Annotated in this window: 19 protein-coding genes; 3 read left to right on the forward strand and 16 right to left on the reverse strand. The window is 58.4% G+C overall.

From position 1 onward, the window contains the following. Nucleotides 1–78 precede the first annotated feature (78 nt). The 12 genes from C8265_RS08060 to C8265_RS08115 all read right to left on the reverse strand — a co-directional run bounded on the left by C8265_RS08060 (nt 79) and on the right by C8265_RS08115 (nt 10,232). Nucleotides 79–510 (reverse strand): DUF302 domain-containing protein, encoded by a 432-nt coding sequence (locus tag C8265_RS08060; protein ID WP_108483486.1) that lies wholly within the window; start codon nt 508–510, stop codon nt 79–81. Nucleotides 511–594: 84 nt separating this feature from the next. Beyond that, nucleotides 595–1,863 (reverse strand): NAD(P)/FAD-dependent oxidoreductase, encoded by a 1,269-nt coding sequence (locus C8265_RS08065; RefSeq protein WP_108483487.1) that lies wholly within the window; start codon nt 1,861–1,863, stop codon nt 595–597. A gap of 30 nt (nt 1,864–1,893) precedes the next feature. Then, nucleotides 1,894–2,571 (reverse strand): c-type cytochrome, encoded by a 678-nt coding sequence (locus C8265_RS08070; RefSeq protein WP_108483632.1) that lies wholly within the window; start codon nt 2,569–2,571, stop codon nt 1,894–1,896. Nucleotides 2,572–2,594: 23 nt separating this feature from the next. Beyond that, nucleotides 2,595–3,635: a c-type cytochrome gene (locus C8265_RS08075; protein ID WP_108483488.1), complete on the reverse strand. Its 1,041-nt coding sequence runs from the start codon at nt 3,633–3,635 to the stop codon at nt 2,595–2,597. Further along, the gene (gene soxC, locus C8265_RS08080) at nt 3,619–4,881 is read right to left on the reverse strand and encodes a sulfite dehydrogenase (RefSeq protein WP_206050311.1); all 1,263 of its coding nucleotides are present in this window, start codon (nt 4,879–4,881) and stop codon (nt 3,619–3,621) included. Before soxC ends, C8265_RS08075 begins: the two co-directional genes overlap by 17 nt. Nucleotides 4,882–4,913: 32 nt before the next feature. After that, nucleotides 4,914–6,611, reverse strand: coding sequence for a thiosulfohydrolase SoxB (gene soxB, locus C8265_RS08085; protein ID WP_108483490.1), 1,698 nt, complete (start codon nt 6,609–6,611; stop codon nt 4,914–4,916). Between the two features lie 67 nt (nt 6,612–6,678). Next, a complete protein-coding gene (gene soxA / locus C8265_RS08090) occupies nt 6,679–7,524 on the reverse strand; it encodes a sulfur oxidation c-type cytochrome SoxA (RefSeq protein WP_108483491.1) in 846 nt (281 codons plus the stop codon). 25 nt (nt 7,525–7,549) lie between these two features. Continuing rightward, a complete protein-coding gene (soxZ, locus tag C8265_RS08095; RefSeq protein ID WP_108483492.1) occupies nt 7,550–7,879 on the reverse strand; it encodes a thiosulfate oxidation carrier complex protein SoxZ in 330 nt (109 codons plus the stop codon). Nucleotides 7,880–7,894: 15 nt separating this feature from the next. Beyond that, the gene (gene soxY, locus C8265_RS08100) at nt 7,895–8,311 is read right to left on the reverse strand and encodes a thiosulfate oxidation carrier protein SoxY (RefSeq protein ID WP_108483493.1); all 417 of its coding nucleotides are present in this window, start codon (nt 8,309–8,311) and stop codon (nt 7,895–7,897) included. 32 nt (nt 8,312–8,343) lie between these two features. Beyond that, nucleotides 8,344–8,817 (reverse strand): sulfur oxidation c-type cytochrome SoxX, encoded by a 474-nt coding sequence (gene soxX / locus C8265_RS08105; protein WP_108483494.1) that lies wholly within the window; start codon nt 8,815–8,817, stop codon nt 8,344–8,346. A 95-nt stretch (nt 8,818–8,912) separates the two neighbouring features. After that, complete coding sequence (locus C8265_RS08110) at nt 8,913–9,482, reverse strand: thioredoxin family protein (protein ID WP_108483495.1); 570 nt, start codon at nt 9,480–9,482, stop codon at nt 8,913–8,915. Between the two features lie 12 nt (nt 9,483–9,494). Then, nucleotides 9,495–10,232: a cytochrome c biogenesis CcdA family protein gene (locus C8265_RS08115; RefSeq protein ID WP_108483496.1), complete on the reverse strand. Its 738-nt coding sequence runs from the start codon at nt 10,230–10,232 to the stop codon at nt 9,495–9,497. A 76-nt stretch (nt 10,233–10,308) separates the two neighbouring features. Between C8265_RS08115 and C8265_RS08120 the strand changes: the two genes are divergently transcribed. From C8265_RS08120 to C8265_RS08130, 3 genes are all read left to right on the forward strand, one after another. Beyond that, nucleotides 10,309–10,668, forward strand: coding sequence for a thioredoxin domain-containing protein (locus C8265_RS08120; protein ID WP_108483497.1), 360 nt, complete (start codon nt 10,309–10,311; stop codon nt 10,666–10,668). A gap of 80 nt (nt 10,669–10,748) precedes the next feature. Next, nucleotides 10,749–11,084: an ArsR/SmtB family transcription factor gene (locus tag C8265_RS08125; protein ID WP_108483498.1), complete on the forward strand. Its 336-nt coding sequence runs from the start codon at nt 10,749–10,751 to the stop codon at nt 11,082–11,084. 37 nt (nt 11,085–11,121) lie between these two features. Then, on the forward strand, nt 11,122–12,174 hold the full coding sequence (locus C8265_RS08130) for a YeeE/YedE family protein (protein WP_108483499.1): 1,053 nt from the start codon (nt 11,122–11,124) through the stop codon (nt 12,172–12,174). A gap of 49 nt (nt 12,175–12,223) precedes the next feature. Here the strand turns inward: C8265_RS08130 and C8265_RS08135 are convergent, their stop codons facing one another. From C8265_RS08135 to C8265_RS08150, 4 genes are all read right to left on the reverse strand, one after another. Continuing rightward, entirely contained in the window at nt 12,224–13,129 is a 906-nt protein-coding gene (locus C8265_RS08135; protein WP_108483500.1) for an MBL fold metallo-hydrolase, read from the reverse strand. A 110-nt stretch (nt 13,130–13,239) separates the two neighbouring features. Further along, entirely contained in the window at nt 13,240–14,694 is a 1,455-nt protein-coding gene (locus C8265_RS08140) for an MFS transporter (protein WP_108483501.1), read from the reverse strand. Between the two features lie 111 nt (nt 14,695–14,805). Continuing rightward, nucleotides 14,806–15,147 carry a zinc ribbon domain-containing protein YjdM gene (locus tag C8265_RS08145; RefSeq protein WP_108483502.1) on the reverse strand — a complete coding sequence of 114 codons (342 nt, stop codon included), beginning with the start codon at nt 15,145–15,147 and terminating at the stop codon, nt 14,806–14,808. Between the two features lie 97 nt (nt 15,148–15,244). Next, complete coding sequence (locus tag C8265_RS08150) at nt 15,245–23,671, reverse strand: glycoside hydrolase family 94 protein (RefSeq protein WP_108483503.1); 8,427 nt, start codon at nt 23,669–23,671, stop codon at nt 15,245–15,247. Nucleotides 23,672–23,735: the final 64 nt, after the last annotated feature.

Raw genomic sequence — 23,735 nt, forward strand, 5'->3', positions numbered from 1 at the left:
CCAGGCCCGCAATCGCCATGCGCGATGCGCGGCGGGTGTCCCCGCCACGCAAGTTTTCACAAACGCCGTTGGCTGCTGCTACTGCAATGCATCCTGAACGATCCCTTCCAAAAGGCTCTGCACCTCTTGCATCGGGCCTTCGGGATAGGTGCGGTATCCGATCATCACTTCGCCCGCCTGATCCGCCACAAAGATGCCATAGGGGCAGTGGGCGATGTTCATCGGATCGGCCTCCATCACCAGGCGCGAAATCTGCGCCGAGCAGAACAGGAAGATATCGGCCTCTTCGAACAGTTCCTTGGTGCTGCCCACGTCTTCACCGGTGCGGTTCAGCATTTCACCGGTGTGGCTGACGTAATCAATCACCAGACCGCGGCCCACGATCGCATTCTCAACGGCGAAGGTCGCATCATCAAAGCTGCCTGCGAAAGGGTGGGTGACGGCCTGATCCGAGGCAATGCCGGGGCCGGCGGCCAGTGCGAAAAGTCCGGCGATGATAAAGCGTTTCATGTGATGTCCTTTCAGAGTTCAACTGTGTTAAATCACAGTCAGGCGGCCCGAACATTGATTTGCATCAGGTTCGGGCCGGATTTCTCAGGCAAACATGTCGGCGATGATGCCGGCATACCAGCCTTCGGATTCTTCGTAGGTGGTTTTGCGCATTTCGTCGGTTTCCCCGGTTGAGGAAATGAACCCGTCGACCTTGGCGATCTTTTCGTCGGTCGCCTCATAGGTGGCGCCGACTTTCACGCCATCATTGGTATCAATCAACGACCAGCAGGTGTTTGAGAATTTCGCAGGGAACACCCGCGATCCGGTCAGCGCGCCGCGCACCGCGTTGGCGCATACCTTGGCCTGGCTATTGGCGGCAAAACCCGATTTTGGCATGTCGCCCTGATTGGCGGAATCCCCCAGAACATAGATGTCCGGGTCAACCGTGCTGCTCATATCTGCGGGGTTGATCGGGGCCCAGTTGCCTTCGGTAACGCCGGCGATTTCGGCAATCCGGCCGGCTTTCATTGCAGGAATGACATTGCAGGCATCAACCTTGGTGGTTTCGCCGTCAATGGTCAGGGTCATTGCATCCGGGTCAACCGATACATTGGCACCGCCGAAATCGGGACCGATCCAATCGACCATGCCGTTATAATGTTTGGCCCAGCCTTCCTGAAACAACGCCATCTTGGAAAAGTTCGCCTTGGGGTCGGCGACGATGATTTTCGCGGTCGGGTTGGTTTTCTTCAGCGTATGGGCCACCATCGACACCCGTTCATAGGGGCCGGGGGGGCAGCGGAACGGATTGGGCGGTGCGACCATGGCGAAAATTCCGCCTTCGGGAATGGCGGCAACCTGTGCTTTCAACAGCTCGGTCTGCGATCCGCCCTTATAGGCATGGGGCATGGCGTTTTGCGACGCCAGCGACCATCCATCAACGGCGCCATCTACGAAATCAATGCCGGGGCTGATGATCAGTTTGTCATAGGGCAGGGTGTTCCCCCCCGCCAGGCTGACCGTTTTTGCATCGCGATCCACGCCCACGGCCCAGTCATGCACCACATTGATCCCGTATTTCGGGGCCAGTGTGCCATAGGTGTGGCCCAGATCATCAATGTCTTTGAAACCGCCGATATACAGGTTGGAAAAGAAACAGGTGAAATAGGTGCGCGTCGGTTCAATCAGCGTGACGTTGATTTCGCCCTTGCTGTCCTTGGCGATGTAACGCGCCGCGGTGGCCCCGCCCGGCCCACCGCCGATCACGACCACATTTGGTTTGCCATGGCCTTCGGCCAGAACGGCCGGCGCACTCAGTGATGCGGCAGCCGCAGCGGTGGTGCCCAGAAACAGGCGTCGGTTCATTTTCATCGGTTCTCTCCTCCCAGAAAGTGGATCGCGTTATTCGAGATCCTTGAAGTATGTGGCGAGTGCTGCAATTTCTTCGTTGTTCAAACGGCCCGCCATCATTTGCATCACCGGATGCGGGCGCAGTTTGTTCTTGTAAGCATGCATCGCCACCACGAAATCCTCGGTTGGCCAGCGGGTGATTGGCGGAATGCCATCGGCCGCCCCGTCTGATTGGTGACAGGTCAGACATTCACTGGCCAGATATTCACCATATTCGGCATCCCCCTCCAGCGCGAGGATTGCGGGATCCAGATCATGATCCGTGGCCTGCGCGGTCGGCTCGGCCTCGGGGATGTTTGACGGATCGTCGGAAAAATCCCGCAAATAGGCAAGAAGGTTGGCGCGATCTTCGGGCGATTTCATACCGCGAAAGCTCATCCTGGTTTTCGACACCAAGGCACGCGGGTTTTCGATATAGGCATCAAGGGTTTGTGCGGTCCAGACCAACCCGTCATTGCCCGCCCTCTCCAGAGATTTGGAATAGGCAAAGCCATCATGCGCGCCGGCATTGCGACCGAATATGCCGTTAAGATGAGGGCCGATGCGATCACGCGCACCGGCCCCGATTTGATGGCAACTTTTGCATTGGTCGAAAACTTCTGCGCCCAGATCCGGGTCACCGATGGGGGCGGCCATGGCGCCGCCCGCCAAAAACGCCGCCGTGATCATCGGGGCGATCAAGGCTCGCGCGGTCACTTGTCAAAGCTCGACAAATAGGCGGTGATCGCGACAAGATCGGCCTCTTTGCGCAGTCCGGCAAAGCTCATCTTGGTGCCTTTCATGAAGTTTCTGGGATTTTCCAGAAACGCATGCAGGTTTTCTTCGTTCCAGACCAAACCATCGGCGGCCATGTCATTCAACACGTTCGAATAATCAAAGCCGTCAACCACGCCTGCGGGTTGGCCGACGATCCCGTTCAGGATCGGGCCGACGCGGTTCTTCGCGCCATCGCCGATCTGGTGACAGGCCTTGCATTTGCGAAACACTTTTTCACCGGCTTCGATCAGTTCGGGGTCAATCGCCGCCGTCTGTTCTTCGGCTGGCGCACTGGCTTCTTCCACGGCTTCCTCAACCGGCGCGGCCTCAACATCCAATGCGGCCTCGTCGGTTGCGACATCGGGTGTTACGTCAAGAACCAGCGCGCGCATGGTGACTTCGACGTTATCCTTGCAGTTTTCCATGCAAGGCTCGCCCACCCATTTTGAAAATTCCGTTTCGATCCGGTCATCAATGATGAACCCGTCGGCATTGGGCATTTCGAAATCGGCCAGATTTTCGTTGGACAAAACGAAATCATCATCCACCAGATCGTTGGAATACAGGATGTAGGCGACCATGGCGTAAACTTCGTCAGCCTCCAGCGATTGCGCATCGCCATAGGGCATCGAGCGGTTGATGTAATCCCATGCTGTCGAAAGATGCGGCCAATAGCTGCCGACGGTTTTCAACGGGTCTTCGCGATCCAGGGTATCGCGCCCGCCCGCCAGTTTTGGCCAGTTTCCAAGACCTTCGGCGAAATCACCGTGGCACACCGCGCATTTGTCGGCAAAGATTTCTTCGCCCGTATAGGCATCGCCCGACCCAACCGGCAGGCCGGTGCCATCGGGGCTGACATCCTTGTCCCATGCGGCGATTTCTTCTGGCAATGCCTCGCGGCCCAAACCAAAATTATCGGCATAAGCGGGGGCGCCGATCAAAACCAGCGCTGTTGTGTACTTAAGAAACCTCAACATTTTCCGCCTCTCCGTTCGCGCGCACCCACCATGTCTGGATGCCGTTATTGTGATAAATCGAATTCAGGCCGCGCACTTCGCGCAGTTGCGTCTTTGTGGGCTGCACATATCCGGTTTCGTCGATCGCGCGACTTTGAAGAAACATTTCTTCGCCGTCCCATTCGGTATCAAGATAGAACCGGGTCAGCGCCATTTTCTCACCGGGTTTGGCCAAACGCGCCGTTTCCCAGGTTTTGCCACCGTCCTTTGACACATCGACCCGCGTGATCGCGCCGCGCCCTGTCCAGGCAAGGCCAGAGATGACCAGCGGCCCCTTGCCGTGGGTGATGGGCGATTGCGGGCTGGGAGAGGTGACAACAGATTTTGCATCCATCGCCCATGTCCATTTGCGCGATGTGCCGTCTTCCAACGTATCGGTATATTTAGAGGTTTCTTCGCGGCTTTCCACCGGCCCATCCATCACTTCGATCCGGCGAATCCACTTCACCCACATATTGCCTTCCCAGCCGGGAACGACCAGACGCACGGGATAACCGTGTTCCTTGCGCAACGCCTCGCCGTTGGCCTTGAACGCGATCAGAACATCGTCCAACGCCTTTTCCATCGGGATCGAGCGGCCATTCGATGACGCATCCGCGCCTTCGACAAACACCCATTTGTCAGAAAGATCACCGGCAGTATCCAGCCCGGCCTCTTCCAGAAGGGTGCGCAGGGGCACGCCGGTGTATTCCATGTTGTGGATCATGCCATGGGTGAACTGTGCGCCGTTCAGCTGTGCGCCGGCCCATTCCATGCCGGTGTTGGCGGCACATTCGCAGAAATACACATGGTTTTCGCGTGGGAAACGCTCAAGATCGGCATAGGAAAACACCAAGGGGCGATCAACAAGACCGTTGATCATCAAACGATAATCTTCCTTGCGCAGTTCAATCGCGCCGGAATGGTGCCGCTCAAATGCGCAGCCCTGGGGCGTGATCGTTCCGTCCAGCGCGTGGATCGGGGTAAAGTTGATCGAGCTGATGGTATCCGCCGTCAGCCATTCCACATTGCGGCGGATCACGTCGGCCTCATATTCGATCGGCAGGCCATATGGCGTAACATCGACACCGTCGCCAAAACCGCTGGCCCATGGCTGAACCTCGGTGATCAGAGGATCGGGCGTGTTGGCATGGGCTGCGCCCGCAACAAGGGCGGTGCCCGCAGCGGCACCGCGCAGGAACGTCCGGCGCGAGGGTCCGTTTGACATGTCATTCTCCGTTTTTCGTCTGGTCCGGTCGGTCATATGCCAACCACTTCGACACTGTTGTTCGGGGCAACGCTGACCGTGCCTTGGTTGCGAATATGCGCTTCGACCACATCCCAGATGGGCGGGCCTTCGGTGCCTTCGTTGACCGATGCCCAACCCGCCACCTGATAGGTTTTGGAAGGATCAATCCGTTCGCCGGTTTTCAACAGCGTCATTTCGGTGATCCGGCTGCCCTGGGGTTTGGAAATATCGATGCGATAGCCAAGACCACCAGTGCGCACCATATCGCCACCCTGCTGATAATACGGGTCAGGGTTGAACAGGTTGTCAGCCACATCTTCCAGCACCACATGCAGGTATTCACCCGTCATTTCAGTGCGATACGCCTCGCCGTACGACATCGAGGTGACATTCCACAGGTCTTCGCGGGTGATATCCTGACCCGGCAGGAGCGATGGCCCCCACCGCACACCGGGGCTGAGCGCGATGTCGGCCTCACGTTCGGACAACAGCGCGTCGCAGATCACATCATCCCAGGTGCCGTTGAAATTGCCGCGACGATACAGCAGGCTTTCGGTTTTGCCGATCACATCAGCCAATGTGTCTTCGTAAGGCGCGCGCACTGCGTCAATGACGGCGGTCACTTCGGCATCGGGCGTGATCACATCGGAAAAGATCGGGATCAGCTTGTGGCGGAAGCCCATCATCTGGCCATCGCGCACGTCCAGATCAACGCGTGACACGAATTTGCCGTTTGATCCCGAGGCGACAATGATCGTTTCCCCAACCAGCACCGGTTCGGGCAGGGCATCATGGGTATGGCCCGACAGGATCACGTCGATCCCTTTGACAATCCCGGCCATTTTCTTGTCGACGTCAAATCCATTATGGCTGAGACAGACGACCAATTCGGCACCCTCGGCGCGCACCTGATCAACCATCTTCTGCATGTTCTCATCGCGGATGCCAAAGGCATATTCCGGGAACATCCAGCCGGGGTTGGCGATCGGCATATAGGGAAACGCCTGACCGATCACGGCAATCTTGACGCCGCCCCGTTCAAAAAACTTGTAGGGCGGGAAAAGTTCGGCGGGCTCATCCCATTCGGCGTCAAAAATGTTCTGGCCAAGTGCCGCAAAGGGCAGGCCTTCGACAATTTCGCGCACGCGGTCTGACCCAAGGGTAAATTCCCAATGGAACGTCATCGCATCAGGTTTCAGCGCATTCATCACATCGACCATATCCTGGCCTTGGGTGTGATGGCAGGTATAGCTGCCGTGCCAGGTATCACCGCCATCCAGCAGCAAGGCATCGGGGCGATCAGACCGGATCTGATTGATCACGGTCGAAACACGATCCAATCCGCCAACGCGGCCATACCCTTCGGCCAGTGCCGTGAAATCCCCCGAGGACAAGGCGTAATGCGACCGCGATCCATCCTCGATACCGTAAAGACGGCGGAAATCGGCCCCGGTAACATGGGGAACTTCGCCCTTGTTCGGGCCAACACCCAGGTTCACCGACGGTTCGCGGAAATAGATCGGTTTCAGCTGCGCATGAATATCGGTGATATGGATTAACGAAACGTTTCCAAACGTATCAAACTGCAACAACTGATCCTGTGTCAGGCTTTGTTGTGCGGCGATGCGGCCCCATTGCCCGAACCCCGACGCCCCAAGAAGGGCGCTGGCGGCCATGCTGGTCTGAAGAAAATCGCGCCGGGAGATCATATGCGTATTCCTGAATGTATTTCAAAGAGAAACGCCCCGCACGGTTTACATGCGGGGCATCCAATTATTAGTTGCGGACAGAGGGGCCTTCGACGCCAAGACCGTTGCCGCGCGTGGCGACATACAGCTCAAGAGCGATAAACTCGGGGCTGCCGGGGCTGAATGTTTCGGCGCGCGTATCCCGTACACAGCCCTTGAAACGGTCATGAACCGCGTTCAATTTGGTGTTCTTGAGGCGATAGACAGGAAAGCCGTTGATCTGGCCCTGGCTCAAGTGGTCGGCGCGGATCATCATGCCATTGTTTTCTTCGTGGCAATTGGCGCATGACAGTTCAAGCTGACCAAAGCGGGTGTAATACAGTTCTTCGCCCGCTTCCCATGTTTCCCTTGCAGGGCCATCGAACGCCACATTCATCGGCAGGCCACGCGAAACCGAAGCCATCAGCGCGGTCATGTTGACCATGTTGCCGCTGGTATAGCCCCATTTTTCTGCGCCCATGCGATTTTCGCGGCAGTCGTTGATCTGCATCTCAAGGGTGCGAACTTCGCCCGCATCCTCATTCCACTTGGGATAAACCGGGCGGACGCCTGCCATTTCTTCGGATGCGCCATGACAGCTGGCACAGGATTTGTCTTCGGTCCCGTCTGCTGCATTCCAAAGATCCTCGGCCTGCTCAACAAAGAGCATGCCGGGGTTGTCGAAATCGTCGGCCTGCATTGCCCGCGTGTCATCCTCGCGGAAATGCCAGCCCGAAATGACCTCATCGAACACCTTTTCAACGGCTTCAGGCGCGTCGGTCCGGGTTACGATGGTGGTTTCCCCGTTCAGGACAAGCGTGTCGTCCACCGGATCTGCCCAAGCGAACGTCGTCGCCGCAAGGCCGACGGTCAGGGTGGCTGTCAGTCGTTTCATCCTTGTCCCTCCCAAGACATTCCGCTCATTCGATGGCGATCTTCTTGCTGTCTTCATAGACGGATCCGTCATCGTCGTACCAAGTGAACTTGAATTCACCGGCCTCGGGGACCAATGCTTCGAATTCCAGGTATGGATTGGTTGAAATCGCCGGTTCCAAAACGATATCAACAACGTTTTCACCATTAAAATCGCAGGTAAAGCGATTGATGATCGAACGTGGAATGATGTTGCCATCACCATCTTTACGCTGGCCAGATTCCATTTTGTGGCTGATCAGCGTCTTGATGACGATTGTTTCACCAGCCGATGCTGATTTGGGGACCTTGACGCGGGGTTTTACACCTTCTGCCATATTCTTAACTCCTGATTAGCCGCCGCAGCCGCCGATTGTAACTTTTACTGTCGAAGATGTTTTTACAAACGATCCGTCTTCAAGTTTTGCGATCGCCATCACGTCTTGCGTTCCGGCAAGGCGGATGCGTGTCGATGCTGTGCGCGATGCGGCCAGGGGGCCATATTTGAATGTCGCGACAGCAGGTGTCGGGTTGCCAAGGGCAAGAACCATGATCTCGACTGCGGAATCCGAAGACACCTCGATCGGAACAGTGTTTCCGTTTTCGGCGATTTCCGGTGCGGTCAGTTTGATATCACCTTCGCCAACATCCGCGCCGCCCGTAAAGGCCGCGATGGCATCTTCACCAGCTGCCGAAGAGGCAAGGGGAAGACCAGCGACCAAAACGGCACCAGTCCCCATGAGAATTGCGTTACGTCGTGTCAGTTGCATATGCGAACCTCCTTAGATCCTGATTAGGAACATTATTCTTTCAGGGTGGTCAGATAGGCCACCACATCTTCGATTTCCTGGGCCGCCAGAAGCGGGCCAAATGTGTCATCGGGCGCTTTGCCGGTGTAGGCATTGCCGGGGCGCGTAAACCCATCGACCTTGTAAAAAGACGGCATCAGACTTTCGTCGAACATCATCTTTGCGTTTGCGACAATCCCGCGCAGTTCTGCCTCGCTCCAGCGGTCGCCGGCACCGTCCAGCATGGGGCCGATTTCACCCTGAAACGGGACTTCGGCCAGATCACCGACCTGATGGCATGCAACACAGTTGCCTTGCCCCTTGTCGCCGACAATCAGGCGTCCGTTCGCCGGATCCCCCGCAACGCCGGTCAGCGATGTTTCAACCGCGCCGTCGCTGTAAGAAACGTTCGACGGTTCTATCTCTGCGGCAAATGCAGCACCGGCTGATGCGGCAAAAGCCAAAATTACGAGGAATTTGCGTTCCATGCGTCCTCCCAAAACACATTCAGTTCTTGGCATACTATAGAATGCGATCCACAAATCAATCAAGAACAAGTTCAACAAACTGGGTTGGAATTATTCTAATCGGCCGATCCGTTCTGCCGTTCCTGAATCCGGCGGGCATGATATCTTTGGAAATCTTCATCAGAATCAAGGGCGTATCGTTTTTCGTTGACCCAAGTGAACATGTCCAACGTCGTGCTTGCCCCAAAGGCGCCCGGCATCAGGGCAACCGCGGCGCTTTGGGCGGTGGCGCCGTCTTCCACCTCTTCAGGCAGGAAAAGAATCGAAGGCGTGAACAAGAGGCCCCATTTGCGCGCCGCCTGTTTTTCGGTCAGGGTTTCGCCATCAAAATCGGTCATTTCCGTGTCGCCATGCAGATTGATCTGCACCACAAAAAAATTGTCGCGGATATAGTCGGCCACCTCGTCGCGTGAAAACACCTCTTCGTGCATCTTGGCGCAATAAATGCATCCGCGCTGTTCGACCATGACAACCAGCCGTTTGCCTTCGGCATTCGCCTCGGCGAGATCTTCGTTCAGATCCTTGAACGTGTCGCGCATCCAGTCTGCCTTGTGCAGTCCATCATCGCCAAGTTCGGCAAAAGCCGGCATCGCGATCAGCATGAGAAGGGCAATCAGACGTTTCATCAGGCAATCTCCCTATATGTTTTGAAAGGCGGGGAAGGTTTCAAGCATCCACTGGGCGATATAATTAACGCTATCGGTGGCAATCAGAATGGCAAACAGTATCATGAACACGCCCATTGCCTTTTCAACCTTGGGCAGGTGGCGGCGAAAGCGCGAGGCGAATTTCAGAAACGGTCCGATAAACAGCGACGCCACAACAAACGGTGCGGTCATCGCAATGCCAAATACCAGCAAAAGAACAAGCCCGCGTGCGGCGGTCGCTTCGGTGCTGGCGGCAAATACCACAGCGGTCAGCACGCCGCCAACACAGGGTGTCCAACCGGCGGCAAAGGCAAACCCAACCACATAGGCGCCCAGAACCGACATGTTTTTCGTATCACCCGCATCCATCTGAAATGCGCGATTCAGAAACCCGATCCGGATAACGCCCAGAAAATGCAGCCCCATGACAAAAACCACCAAGGCGGCAAACAGGCGAAATTCGGTTTGCATGCTGCGAAACGTCTGGCTCAGCCCATAGGCGGCGGCGCCCAACAGGATGAAAACCGTGATGATCCCCAATGAAAACATGATCGAGGCCAAAAACGCCCGTTTGCGCACGCCCGGCGCAAGTTTTCCTTCGGCGCTGATTTCCGACATGGAGGCCCCGGCCATATAGCTGAGGTAAAACGGCACAATCGGCAGAACGCAGGGCGAAAAGAAAACGATCAGCCCACCGATGAAGGCCCCAAAAAACGTTACATCCAACATTCAATTTCGCCCCAACACTTGTGCAGATTACACATTCAACATATTGTATATATTAGGCCAGTCAATTGGAACTCTGATGAAGCACCTTTTTCTTAGCGCCGTATTTTCGTTATTCACCCTGTCGGCTTTCGCTGCTGAACTTGTGATGGTTGAGCAGGAGGGATGCCATTGGTGTGCCCAGTGGGATGCCGAGATATCGGAAATTTACCCCAAAACCGATGAGGGTGCGCGCGCCCCGTTGCGCCGTGTCGATCTGCGCGATCTGCCCGATGACGTTGAATTTGCGTCGCGTCCGGTTTTCACCCCCACGTTCGTTCTGGTCGAAAATGGCAAGGAGCTCGGCCGGATGGAAGGCTATGCAGGCGATGAATTCTTTTGGTTCATCCTTGGTAAGCTGCTGGATGAAAACGAAATTGAGGCAGACAGCGATTCTTGAAGCATGCTTCACCTTGTCAACTTGTCAGAAAGGGCTACGGCGGTTAGTTAGGTCGGAAAAATTGCGGATCGTCATTCAAAATGTCACTTCCTGTCATCACCAAGGATATCTCTGACTCAGAAATTGAGCGGATGATGGAGAATGCATTGAATGCGTCGAATTTCCTCAAGGCGATCAGCCATGAGGGGCGATTGATGATTCTGTGCCATCTGGCAACGGGCGAAAAATCGGTGACCGAGTTGGAAACGCTGCTGTCGGCCCGACAGGCGGCTGTTTCACAACAATTGGCCCGGTTGCGCGCAGAAGGGTTGGTTGCCCCACGACGTGAAGGCAAGGCGATTTATTATCGTTTGACAGATCCCCGCGCCATTCAGATACTGGATCTTGTTTACGATCTGTTCTGTAAAGACGGATAACCCAAAGCCACACCCGTGAACCAGCGGGAGAAGCCGGATGATGTACAGTATTTCTGACGCGACAATTCTTGCGCTGATCGGCCTTGGCGGTGGCGTTATTCTTGGCCTTGCCGCGCGATTGGGGCGGTTTTGCACGCTCGGCGCGATCGAGGATTTCCTGTATCAGGGCAGCGATATCAGGCTGCGCATGTGGGGCTTGGCGATTGGTGTTGCGGGGCTGGGCACATTCGGCCTTGTCGGGTTGGGCGCATTGGATCCGGCGCAGACGATTTATCATCAGGCCCCGTTATCGCCCGCCTTCGCAATCCTTGGCGGGTTGCTGTTTGGGTATGGCATGTCGATGGCGGGCAATTGCGGATTTGGCGCATTGGCGCGGTTTGGCGGCGGCGATCTGCGATCTTTCGTGATTGTCGTTGTCATGGGGATCAGCGCCTATTTCATGCTTTCCGGGCCGCTGTCGCATCTGCGGATTGCGGGTCTCGCCCTGACCGAGATTTCGGCCCAAACCCGCAGTTATCCACAGATCCTGAATGATCTGACGGGTCTTCCCATCGTGCCTCTGGGGCTTTTGATCAGTGGGGCGATCACCGGATTGGCCCTGTGGTCGCGGGATTTCATCAATCAACCCCGGGCGGTGATCTGGGGCGCATTGGTTGGCGTTGCCATCATCACCGGCTGGGCCGGAACCCAATGGGTGGCCGACACGGGATACAGCGCGTTTCCGGTCAACAGTCATACCTTTACATCGCCCTTGGGCGAAACGCTGTTGTTTCTCATGACATCCAGCGGCGGAGGTCTGACCTTTGGGGTCGGATCGGTGTTTGGCGTGTTGGTCGGCGCCTTTATCGGCAGCCTGTTCAAAGGCCATTTCCGGTGGGAAGCCTGCGAAGACCCAAGAGAGCTGAAGCGTCAGGTTCTGGGCGCGGTCCTGATGGGGTTCGGGGCGATCTTGGCCATGGGATGCACCATCGGGCAGGGCATATCGGCGTTTTCCCTGCTGACCATCAATGCGCCCATCGTTTTCGCCGCGATCTTTGCCGGTGCAGCACTTGGCCTGCGCCAGCTGATCACCGGGCTGTCATTCGGGTGATGTGAAATACCTGCCGCACAATAAACCGCGCGGCAGGTGATTTGGCCGGTTAAAACCGGTTCGCCGGTATCTTGAAATAGCTGTTTCCATCATCCTCGGCCGGGGGCAGGGCGCCCGCCCGCAGATTGACCTGCAGCGCGTGCAGCATCCGGTCAGGCAGGGCCAGCGTTGCATCGCGGTCTTCGCGGGTCTTGATGAAATCCGCACGCTCAATTGTTGAATTGACGTGAATGTTATCGGCCTTGTGCCGGGCGACGGTCGCTTCCCATGCGGGCTCTTTGCGGTCGCCCTTGCCGTAATCGTGGCCAATGAACAACCGCGTGTCATCAGGGCGCGACAGGATCGATTGAATGCTGTCCCACAGTTCTGCAGCGCTGCCACCGGGGAAATCGGCCCGCGACGATCCGCTGTCGGGATACATCAGCGTATCATGGACAAATCCGGCATCCCCGGCAAAATAGCTGACCGACCCCAATGTGTGGCCGGTGGACAATTCGACCGTGACCGTCAGGTTGCCAATGTCGAACGTATCGCCATCTTCAAAGAACTCATCGAAATGCGGCGCCGGGTCAAGATCGGGCAGGTTATAATACTCGCGCCACAGCTCGGCAATTTTTTTGGTGCGCACGCCAATGGCATTGGGCAGGCCCGTCTGCTGTTTCAGCCAGGCCGACGCCATCATGTGATCGGCGTGGGGGTGCGTGTCGATGATGCGCACCGGCTCCAGCCCCTTCTCCTTGACCAGATCCAACACCTTTTGCGCGCTGGCGGTCGATGTGCGCGCCGAACGCGGATCGAAATTCAGCACCACATCAATCAGCGCCGCCTTTTTTGTTTCGGGGCAGGCCATGACATATTGAACCGACCCGGTATCAGCCTCGTAAATCCCCCAGACATCGGGCGATCCGGCGCCGGTGGATGGGCTGTGACGGGTAAGGTGTTGATAATCAGACATGGCGGGCTCCTTTTTCTGACACTGGCAAAGCCGGTGTTTGCGGTTACTTACAACGTAGTAACCTGCAAACCCTGTGACAAGGACGCGCGCTGTTCAGCCGCGGCGCACCCTTAATCGCGCTGACGCAAATCGCGGAATGAAACCAAAAGCGCCAGAACGACAACAACGGCAATCAGGGCAAAACCAACCACCATTGCCGTTCGCCAGGATGTGACGGCAAGCGTGGAAAACACCGCCGCCGTGATCACCGCAATGCCCACTGCCGTGCCGATCCGCTGACCGGTTTGCATGATCGCACCGGAACTGCCGGCGTAATCCAGCGGCACATCGGCCAGGGTCAATGTCTGGTTTGGGCTGATCACCACCCCCTGCGCCAGACCGATAAAGGACAGCGATGCCATCAGCCACCAGATGCTGATATGGCCAGCCTCGTGCAGGATCACCACGAAAATGCTCAGCCCAAGACCGAACAGTGCCAACAGCAGCCCACCAATCACCAGCTTGCGACCCATTGCCAACACCCGGCTGCCGGCCCAATAGGCGGCATAAGCCGACAGCAATGCGGCGGGAATGCCGAAAAAACCCGATTGCAGCGCGGTTTTGCCGCCGCCTTCCTGAACATAGAGCGCGACCAGCACCCAAACGCTGGTGATGCCCATGAAATACAGGGTCATGATCGTGATGCCGTTGGTATAGCTGTGTGTCGAAAATATCTTGAGATCAACCATCGGGCTGAATCCCAGTCGGACATAGCGTTGTTCCCATTTGACCCAAAGCCAGAGCATGACAAAGCCAAAGGGCAGCAACACCCATGTGATCGCGCGCCCGCTACCTTCTACAAAGGGAAACAGAACGGCAAGAACGGCAAGGCCCAAAAGCACGGCCCCCACCGGATCAAGCGAGCGCAGGCCACTGCCCGTGCGCGGCAGGCGAACAATCAAAGGGCGCGGAAACCACAGCAACCCCAGAACAATCGCCGTTACCCCGATCGGCACATTTACCAGAAATGTCAACCGCCAGCCCAATTCAGGACCGCCAAGTTCAATCAGAAATCCACCCAGAACCGGGCCGATGGCAACCGAAAACCCAACGGTGGTGCCGAAATAGCCAAAGGCACGACCACGGGCATCGCCGCGAAAGTAATGCTGGATCATCCCCAAACCCTGAGGATTGAGAAGTCCGGATCCGATCCCTTGGGCAAAACGCGCCGCGTTCAGCCATTCGGCATTGGGCGCCAGCCCCGCCGCCACCGATGAGGCGGTGAAAATGCTGACCCCGATCAAAAACAGCCCGCCGCGCCCCATGATATCACCGGCCCGCCCGGCCGCCACCAACACCACACCAAAGGTCAGAGCATACCCCGACAGCACCCATTGCAAATCGGATTGCGACGCATCAAGCCCCAGCCGGATGGACGGCAGCGCAACGTTGACGATGCTGACCCCGACAAGTGTCATGAAAATCGTGACCAACAGAACGAAAAGAATGCGCCATCTTACCGGATCTGCCGTTGGATCGGTTTCTGCCCCGTTGGATGTTTTCACATCGGTCTTTGACGAAACCATAATCCACGACTCTCTTTATGCGATGCCCGTCAGATCGTGTAACCCAAAGGCGGGACAAGTACAATTTTTCAGGCAAGGTACGGCAAAGACCCATCGCGCCATCGTGCGGCCTTAATCCAGGAGTTTTTTGACGAATTTCGATTTCAGCCCGATCTGCCCGAAGCCCGGAACCTTGCAATCGATATCGTGATCGCCCGCGACCAGCCGAATATTTCGCACCTTTGTGCCGACCTTGACCACCGATGACGATCCCTTGAGCTTGAGATCCTTGATCACCGTCACGGTATCGCCGTCCAACAGGATGTTGCCCACGCTGTCGCGCACCTGATCCTCGGAACTATTGCCCTGGTCTGGCGACCATTCATGGCCGCATTCCGGGCAGGTCAGCAAAGCATCCACCTGATAGGTATAGGTTGAGGCGCATTCGGGGCAGGGGGGCAATGTATCGGTCATGGCGCAGTGTTACCGTTCGCCCCGCAAAGTGGCCAGAGCATATTTGGGCAGACGGTCCAGCCATGGGCAACTGCACCCAAAAACGGCGCACCGCAGATCACAGGGCGATGCCGGCCTTCGGGTCGATCACCGTACCGTTGATTTTTATTTCCGATCCGGTGCCGACAATATCGAATGTCTTGCCCTCCAGCGTCAGCCGGGCCTTGAACCCCGGCCAATCCGACGGCAGCGCCGGCGCCACGAACAACCGGTCGCCGCGTCGCCGGATGCCCAGAATCGCCTCAACCCCGGCCCGGTACAGCCAACCGCCCGACCCGGTGTACCATGTCCAGCCACCGCGCCCGGCCTTGTCGTCGGCACCGTAAACATCGGCGGCGGCGACATAGGGTTCGACCCGGTACAGATCGGCGGCCTCGCGCGTCAGCGCGTGGTTGATCGGGTTCAGCATGTCAAAACACCGTTTTGCATCGTCGCCGCGCCCCAGCATCGCCAGCGCATAAACAGTCCAGGTTGCGGCATGGGTGTACTGGCCGCCATTTTCGCGCACGCCGGGGGGATAACCTTTGATGTAGCCCGGTTCCTTTTCGGTGTTGGCAAAGGGTGGCGTGAACAGGCGCACGATCTGTGCATCCTCATCGACAAGGTGTTGCAACACCTGATCCATGACCGCGTTCTGGCGGGCCGGATCGCCCTGGCCCGACATCACGCTCCAGGATTGCGCGATCGAATCGATGCGGCATTCAACACTGTCCTGCGATCCCAGCGGTGTGCCGTCGTCATAATATCCGCGCAGATATTGGGTGCCGTCCCATCCCGCACTTTCGATGGCTTGTTTCAGCGCGCTCAGATGATCGCGCCAATGTTGGGCGCGCGCGGCGTCGCCCCGGGCGTCGGCCACCGGTGCAAAAACATTCAGCGCATGCGCCAGAAACCAGCTCAGCCAAACGCTTTCGCCGCGCCCGGCCTCGCCCACGCGGTTCATCCCGTCGTTCCAGTCACCGCCAAGGATCAGGGACAAGCCCCGCGTGCCGGTGCGCCCGATTGCAAGATCAAGCGCGCGGGTGGCGTGTTCGTAAACGCTCGCGGTTTCCTGCGATGTTTCGGGCTGAAAAAACCTGTCATGCTCGCCCGGGTCCAACGCGGGGCCGGTCAGGAATGGCACGGCCTCGTCCAGAATTGACCGGTCTGCGGTGCAGTCAATGTATTGCATGATGCCATAGGTCAGCCAGACGACATCGTCGGAAATCATCGTGCGCACCCCGGCCCCGGTTTCGGGCAACCACCAGTGTTGCACATCGCCCTCGGGGAATTGTCGCGCGGCGGCGTTCAATATCTGCGCGCGCGCCAAACCCGGATCGTGCAGCAGCAATGACAGGGTATCCTGAAGCTGATCGCGAAACCCAAAGGCACCGCTGGCCTGATAAAACGCCGAACGCGCCTGAATCCGGCAGGCGAGTGTCTGATAAGGCAGCCAGCGGTTGATCATGAGATCAAAGGCCGGATCGGGCGTTGACACCTGCAAAACGTTCAGGAAATCATCCCATGTTTTGGTCGTGGCGGCCGTGGCGGCATCAAACGTGCCCCGCCGATGACGCCGCGCCAATGTCAGCGCGGCGTCCCGCCCGGCCGCATCGCCCAGAACAAGGGTCACGACGCGGGTCTGACCCGGCGCAACGCTCAGATCGATGGCCAGCGCGGCGCAGGGGTCGCCATGGCCGCCGGCATCATGGGCCAACGCCGCACCGCGCGCCACCGTGTCGGGCAGGAACACCGTGCCCCGGCCCAAAAACGCACCCCGGTTGGTGGTAAAAGACGACAGTGGCGCATCGCTGCACAAAAACGCCGTGCGCCCGGGAAACTGGGTGGAAAACGGATTTTCCACCATCAGCACACCGTCATCGGCAAAGCTGCGCAGCATCGGCGCGGTCTTGTCGCGGCTGTTGCCCATCACCCATTCGGCATAGCCATACAGCCGCAGGCGCCGTTGGGCATGCCCGTCATTGGTGACGGAAATCTGTGTGATCTTGACCGGATCGTTAGGGTGCACAACCTGTGACGCGCTGATCGTCAGCGGCGTGTCAGAGCAGGTAAATTGGGTGATCCCGGCGCTGTGCGATGCCTCGTACCGGGCATCGGGCCGGGTGGAGAGGGCGGCGAAGGGGGTGAAAACCTCGTGACTGTCCAGATCGGTCAGGTGTATCGTTTCGCCGGGCCGGTTGATCACCGGATCGTTCGACCAGGGTGTCAGATGATGATCGCGCGAATTGCGGCTCCAGGTGAATCCCGCGCCTTCGGCCGAGATATGCGCACCGAAATCGCCGTTTGACATGACGTTGATCCACGGTTGCGGCGTTGATTGGCCAGTGCGCAGCCGCACAACATAATCGCGCCCGGTTTGTGAAAATCCGCCATATCCGTTCCAGAATTGCAGGTCATCCTGAGGGCCGCGTGGCTTGGTCAGGTTCACCAGCGGGTTGCGCACGTGCGGCACCAACCCGGTAGACGGCGGGATGTTCCTGTGTGACGCGGCCAATGCCTCGGCGCGGTCGATCTGGGTTGAAAACATGCCGTTGCGCGCATGCAGAACGATCCGCGCTGCCGCCAGCAACGCATCATAGGATTGATCGGCCAGCGTGTCGCGCCGCAATGTGAAGATATGCGTGCGCGCCGACGGAATCTGACTGCGGGCGCGGGTGATATCGGCGATATCTTCAAGGGCGGTCTGAAGATCCTGAACATAGGATGCCGCCCTTTCGTTGACGATCACGAGGTCGGTGTTCAATCCACGGCCATAAAAATAATTCTGTGCGCGCAGGGCCTTGCGCGCCACGGCGATGTCATCGACCGTATCGATGCGCAACACCATGATCGGATAATCGCCGGAAATCCCCATCGGCCAAAGGGCCGATTGCGGGGCCGCGTCATATTTTCCATCTGTCGGTTTCAGACCGGGATCGGGCCAGATCAGATAAGAGGCCAGCCGTTTGAACAACACCGCCTCGCTCAGATCACTGTCGGCATGGCGCAACTGGATTTGTGATCTGGTCCAGGCCTGCATCGCCTCATAGGTGAACATCTCTTGCGGTAGAAAATGCTGCACACATGTATCAAGCTCGCCGCGGGTGGGGGCGGCGATGGTCCAGAAAATCAGCCGCGCCTTGCCCCCTGCAGGCACCAGCAGCGTCCGGCGCAGGGCAAAGATCGGATCAAGGGTAAATCCATCGGTGCCCTCCAGCGCGGCACCGGCGTCAAAGACCGCCGCATTGCCCAATGTGCGGCCCCGCCCGATGAATCGGCGCCGGTCGGTTTCTGCCTCGGCGGCGCCCACACCGGCGCCGCAATCAACCAACATATGCGCCACGCGCATCGCCGGTTCATCGGGGCGGCGCGGATTGCGGTGGGCATGTATCACCTGTCGGTTGCGCGAAATCTCGGTGCGCACGAACATTTTCGAAAACACCGGATGGGCGAAATCAGCATCGGCAGGCCCGATAACCGGTTCTGAATATGATGTCACCTCAATCAGCCGGTCGCGTGATCCGGTGTTGGTCAGGGTCAGCCGCCGGGCTTCGGCATCGCGGTCGCTGGCGACGATGATATCGATTTGCGACCGCAGGGTGCCGACGGTTTTGTGGTATTCAACCTTGCTATCGGAAATGACAGTCTGTGCCGTTTCACCCGGGGCCGGGCGGGGATCGGCGGTTGCCGACCACCACTCACCGGTGCCGGTGTCGCGCAAGAACACATATGGCCCGGCCCCCGGTTCCACCGGATCTGGCCGCCACCGGGTGACAGCCTGACCGTTCCACGACGCCCGTCCCGACCCGCGCGAGGACAAAAGCAGGGAATAATGCCCGTTCGACAACAGCGCCGCGGCGTTCGGCCGTGTGGCAGGATTGTCGATGATGATGTCTTCCTGCACCGCCAGTTCGGCACGGCCCTTGACAGGCTCGGCTTCGACGCGGGCGATTTTTCGCGGTACGGCGCGGGGCGCGCGTTCCTGCAACAGCAGTTCTGCCGCCTCGATCACGGCGTCCGAATGAAACCTTTCGCGCAGCCGCCCCTCGTGCACGACGTTGGAAATGGCGGCGATGGACATGCCGTGGTGATGGGCCATGAAATTGCGCACCAGCACATGGGATTCGTTTTCCGGAACCCGCGCCGGGGTGAAATCGATCGCATCGTAAAACCCATAGCGGCCAAGCGCGCCCATGTCCTGTAGCCGCGCCAGATTGGCGGCGGCTGCCTTTGGCTGAAACTGACTGGCAAGGATGGTGGCATAGGGGGCGACGACCGCCTGACTGGCCAGCCCCCGTTTCAACCCCAGCGACGGGATGCCGAAGGTCATGTATTGATAGGTCATTTCAGGATCGCGGGCGTTGAACGCGCTTTCCGAAACACCCCATGGAAAGCCGCGTTGTTTGCCGTGTTCGATCTGCCGGCGCACCGACAATCGGTTGCTTTGATTCAGGATGCCGCCCTGTTGTTCCTGCATTACAAGGGTCGGCATCAGGTATTCGAACATCGAGCCTGACCATGACATCAGTGATCCGCGCGCCCCGACCGGCACGATCGGGCGGCCCAGACGGAACCAATGTTCGGTGGGCAGATCACCCTTGGCAATGCCAAAGAAACTGGCCAGTCGCGCCTCGGAGGCCAGCAGATCATAGGCCGAAGCGTCAAGCGCATCGTCATCCACGCGGTACCCGATTGAAAGCAATTTCCGGTCACGGTGCAACAGGAAACCGAAATCCATCTTGAACGCCATTTCTCGGGCTTGTTGCGCCAGCGATTGCAGGCGGGCGCGCAAATCATCGCGCGCTTCGCGGGTCAGGGTGGCATCGGCAATGCGTGCCTCACATCCCCGGCGCAATGCCATGGCCCAGTCAATCACCGACTGGCTGTTTGGTGTGTCTATTTCGGCGTCATAATCCCTTGCCAATGTTTCAATATCTGCGGCGATCACCGACAGGCCGATCACCCGGACCGAGGCCAGTTCATGTTCTTCTTCCATTCGGGCAAGGGCGCGGCGGAATTCTGCGATACGTTCGCTCAGATGATGGCGCAGCGGGCGCAGAGTGCGGCGATCATCGGGGATGGTGGCGATTTCGTTGACCAGAACGCCGGCACAATCGCGCAATCCGTCAAAATCGGGCTTGAACTGCGTGACATGGGCTGTGGTCCAGTCATCACAGGCGGCCGACACGGCAATCAGATGCCCGGCAAGGTTGCCGCTGTCCACTGTGGACACATAGCGCGGCTCAAGCGGGGCGGCGCGGCGGGTATCGTACCAGTTGAACAGGTGGCCCTTGTGTTTGTCCAACCGGGCGACCGACGCCATTGTCTGTTCCAGACGGGTGACGGTATCGGCCATCGCGATCCATCCGAAATCACGCGCCGCCACGACCGAAAGCAGGTACAGCCCGATATTGGTGGGCGATGTGCGTTCGGCGATCACCGGGGTTGGAATTTCCTGAAAATTGTCAGGCGGCAGCCAGTTCTGATCTTCGGTGACAAAGGTTTCGAAATATGTCCAGGTGCGGCGCGCCACCTGTCGCAACACATCGCGATCCGTTGGCGACACCACCAGTTGATCTTCGGTTTCGGCTGATTGGCTGACCGACCAGGCGACAAACGGCGCCACCGTCCACATTGCCGCCAGAACCGCGGCAACCGGCCAGGCACCATCCAGAGCCAGCGTGATCGCCACGGCGCTCAGGCTGATTGCGACGGACCAGCGCATGGAGGACCAATAGGCAAACGGTGAGGTGCGCACGACCTTTGGTGCCGCACTGGCCGCCTGCCATTCCAACAGATTGCGATGGCTAAGAAACAGACGATACAGTGTTCTCAATATCGCATCGGCCATCACCGTGGCGGTATGGGCGATAAACACGATCCGCAAAACGACCTGTGCGGTGTTGTCGGCAATCAGGTTCGTCAGCCAATGAAGGTTGGCCAACCACCCCGTGCCTTCGGGAAGCAGGGTCATATCCCGCACAAGGGTGAGTGTTGGCGATACAAACAGGCTGAGCACCAGAAGGATCTGCCAGAATGTCGCCTCCTTCACATCCAGCACAATCCAACCCAGGATCGACGCGGCCAGCCACGCCACCGGCACCAAAGAGCGGCGCAGGTTGTCAAACATCTTCCAGCGTTGCAGCGCCGACAGCGGCAGCGCGGTGCCGATGAGATAGGGCAGCAATTGCCAATCGCCCCGGGTCCAACGGTGTTGGCGCGCCACTTCGGTGTCGTACCGGATCGGAAAATCCTCGACCAGTTCAACATCGGTGACCAGCGCGCAGCGCAACAGCCCGCCTTCCAACAGATCGTGACTGAGCACGGTATTTTCGCCGATCCCCTCGGCCGCCATCGCGCGAAAGGTGTCAATGTGATACAGACCTTTGCCGGTGAATGATCCTTCGCCCAAAAGATCCTGATAAACATCGGAAACGGTAAATACATAGGGGTCAAACCCCCGGTTCATCGAGAATATCCGCTGAAAGACCGACGCCTCCTTGCCGGTGGTCAGCGATGGGGTGACGCGGGGCTGCATGATGCCATAGCCACGCTGCACGGTGCCGGTTTCGGGATCGATCCGGGGCTGGTTCAGGGGATGTTCCATCTTGCCGACCAGCCGGGTCACCGCGTCGCGCGTGATCCGGGTGTCGGCGTCCAGCGTCATGATATATTTCACATCCTCAGGCAACGGCGTGTCGGGTGGCAAAAATGTTGTGTCGGTGTCGCCGCGCAGCAGGGCGTCAAGCTCCATCAGCTTGCCGCGCTTACGCTCCCATCCCATCCACACACCCTGGCCGGGGTTGAACAGACGGATGCGATGCAGCAGGAAAAACCGGGTCTTGCCATCATGGGCATAGCGCGCCGCCAGATCGGCGATGGCGCGCCGGGCATAGGTCAGAAGGGCCTCATCCTCGTCGGTCTTTTCATGGGCGCTGTCGGGCCAGTCGCTGAGCAAGGCAAAGCTGATTTCGCCTTTGGGGTTTGACAGGTGATGCACCTCAAGCGTGCGCACCAGATCATCAATCGTATCGCGTGATCCGATCAGGCACGGCACCACCACCATGGTGCGCGCATTGGCCGGAATCCCGTCATCATAGGCATAACCGACCAGCCGGGTTGAATTTGTGACCATCGTCACTAGGGTGTTGAACAGCCCGGTTGCCGCCTCACTTGCCGGAAGCAGCGCCAGAAGCGTCAGGAAAATTGCCGCGACACCCCCGGCAGGGCCGCGTTCCAAAGCGCCGAACGCGGCGCCGACCAACGCCAGTGTGATCACGGCCACCGGACCGGCCACCGCCAGCCAGCCCAAGGCGGTAATCCGGCGGCGCAGGCGCACGGCCAAAGGCACCCGCGCCGACAACGCGGTTTCCAGACGCGCGCGGTCAGGCCCGATGAAGAACGAGCCGACATCGCAAATCGCCGTGTCAGAATTGGCCGCGTCGGCCAAATCCAGCGCCACCTTTGCCACATCGGATTCTTCGCGCCCGGACCATTGCGCCAAATCCTCTACCACATGGCGATACTGACTTTGCGACCGGGGGTCGAGCGCGGCAAAATCCGACCGCGCGCGCAGTTGTGCATCGACCACGCCAACAGAAACCAACCACTCGGCCCAGTCGATATCGTTCAGGGTGCGCAGGCTGCGGATTACATTGCCGATCCGCACATTGGCGGCGGTCTGGCGGTTTTGTTCGGCGATCAGGGTTTCTTCGGTGTCGCTGCCGCGCGCCTGCAGGTGTGTCTCAAGCCAGGTCACGGTTTCCTGCATTCTGGCGCGCCCACCGCCCAGCCGGTATAAAAGCTGTCCGGCAAAGGCATCGTCGCGGGCGTGGGCGTCATAGTCGGGGTTGATCGCCTGTGCGCCTTCGTCGCCGTTGGTGCGCGCCAGAAGATCGGCCATCGTATCGGCATGGTTGCGCATGATGCGGGCCTGTTCGATGCCGTCAGCGATGCGCGCCAGTTCGTCAATCAGAACAAAGCGCAGCACGGCAGGCATCGCCCACAGCTCTCCGATTTTCAGGGGCGTTATGTCTTGAAACCCCTCGACGATTGCCGAAATCCGCGGTTGCGTGACCTCGTACATCGAATGCTCGGCACAGCTTTGGGCGATCTGCATAACACGGGGAATCCGGGTGCGATGCTTGACTGACATCACCGGAAGCTGACCAAAAAAGGCGGGTGGCAAATCCCGGCGCACCTGTTCCACGCTTTCCGCAACCAACAGATAGTTGTCGAGCAACCATTCTGCGGCGGGCGGAATAATGCCCCCGGCGGCGCTGGCGGCAAGGTTGGCACGATAGGTGTCAGAGATCATTTCGCGCGCGCGTTCGACCCTTTGGCGAAACGCAGCCTTGTCGCGGATCGGGGGTTCGATAACGCCAGTCGATGAAATTTCCCGCCCGCAGTCATGCAATTGCTCAAGCGAGAAATACTCGTTCTCCGTTGCCGGTGGGCTGGCGGCACGAACGGCCGACGTTGGAACGACTGAGGCAAACCATTTCATACAGACACCTATACGAGCATTGGTTTCATCTTTTCTCTACTGGTCTTGAGGTAGGCTGTTCATC

This window comes from Oceaniglobus ichthyenteri, from assembly GCF_003057885.1.
Taxonomy (GTDB): domain Bacteria; phylum Pseudomonadota; class Alphaproteobacteria; order Rhodobacterales; family Rhodobacteraceae; genus Oceaniglobus; species Oceaniglobus ichthyenteri.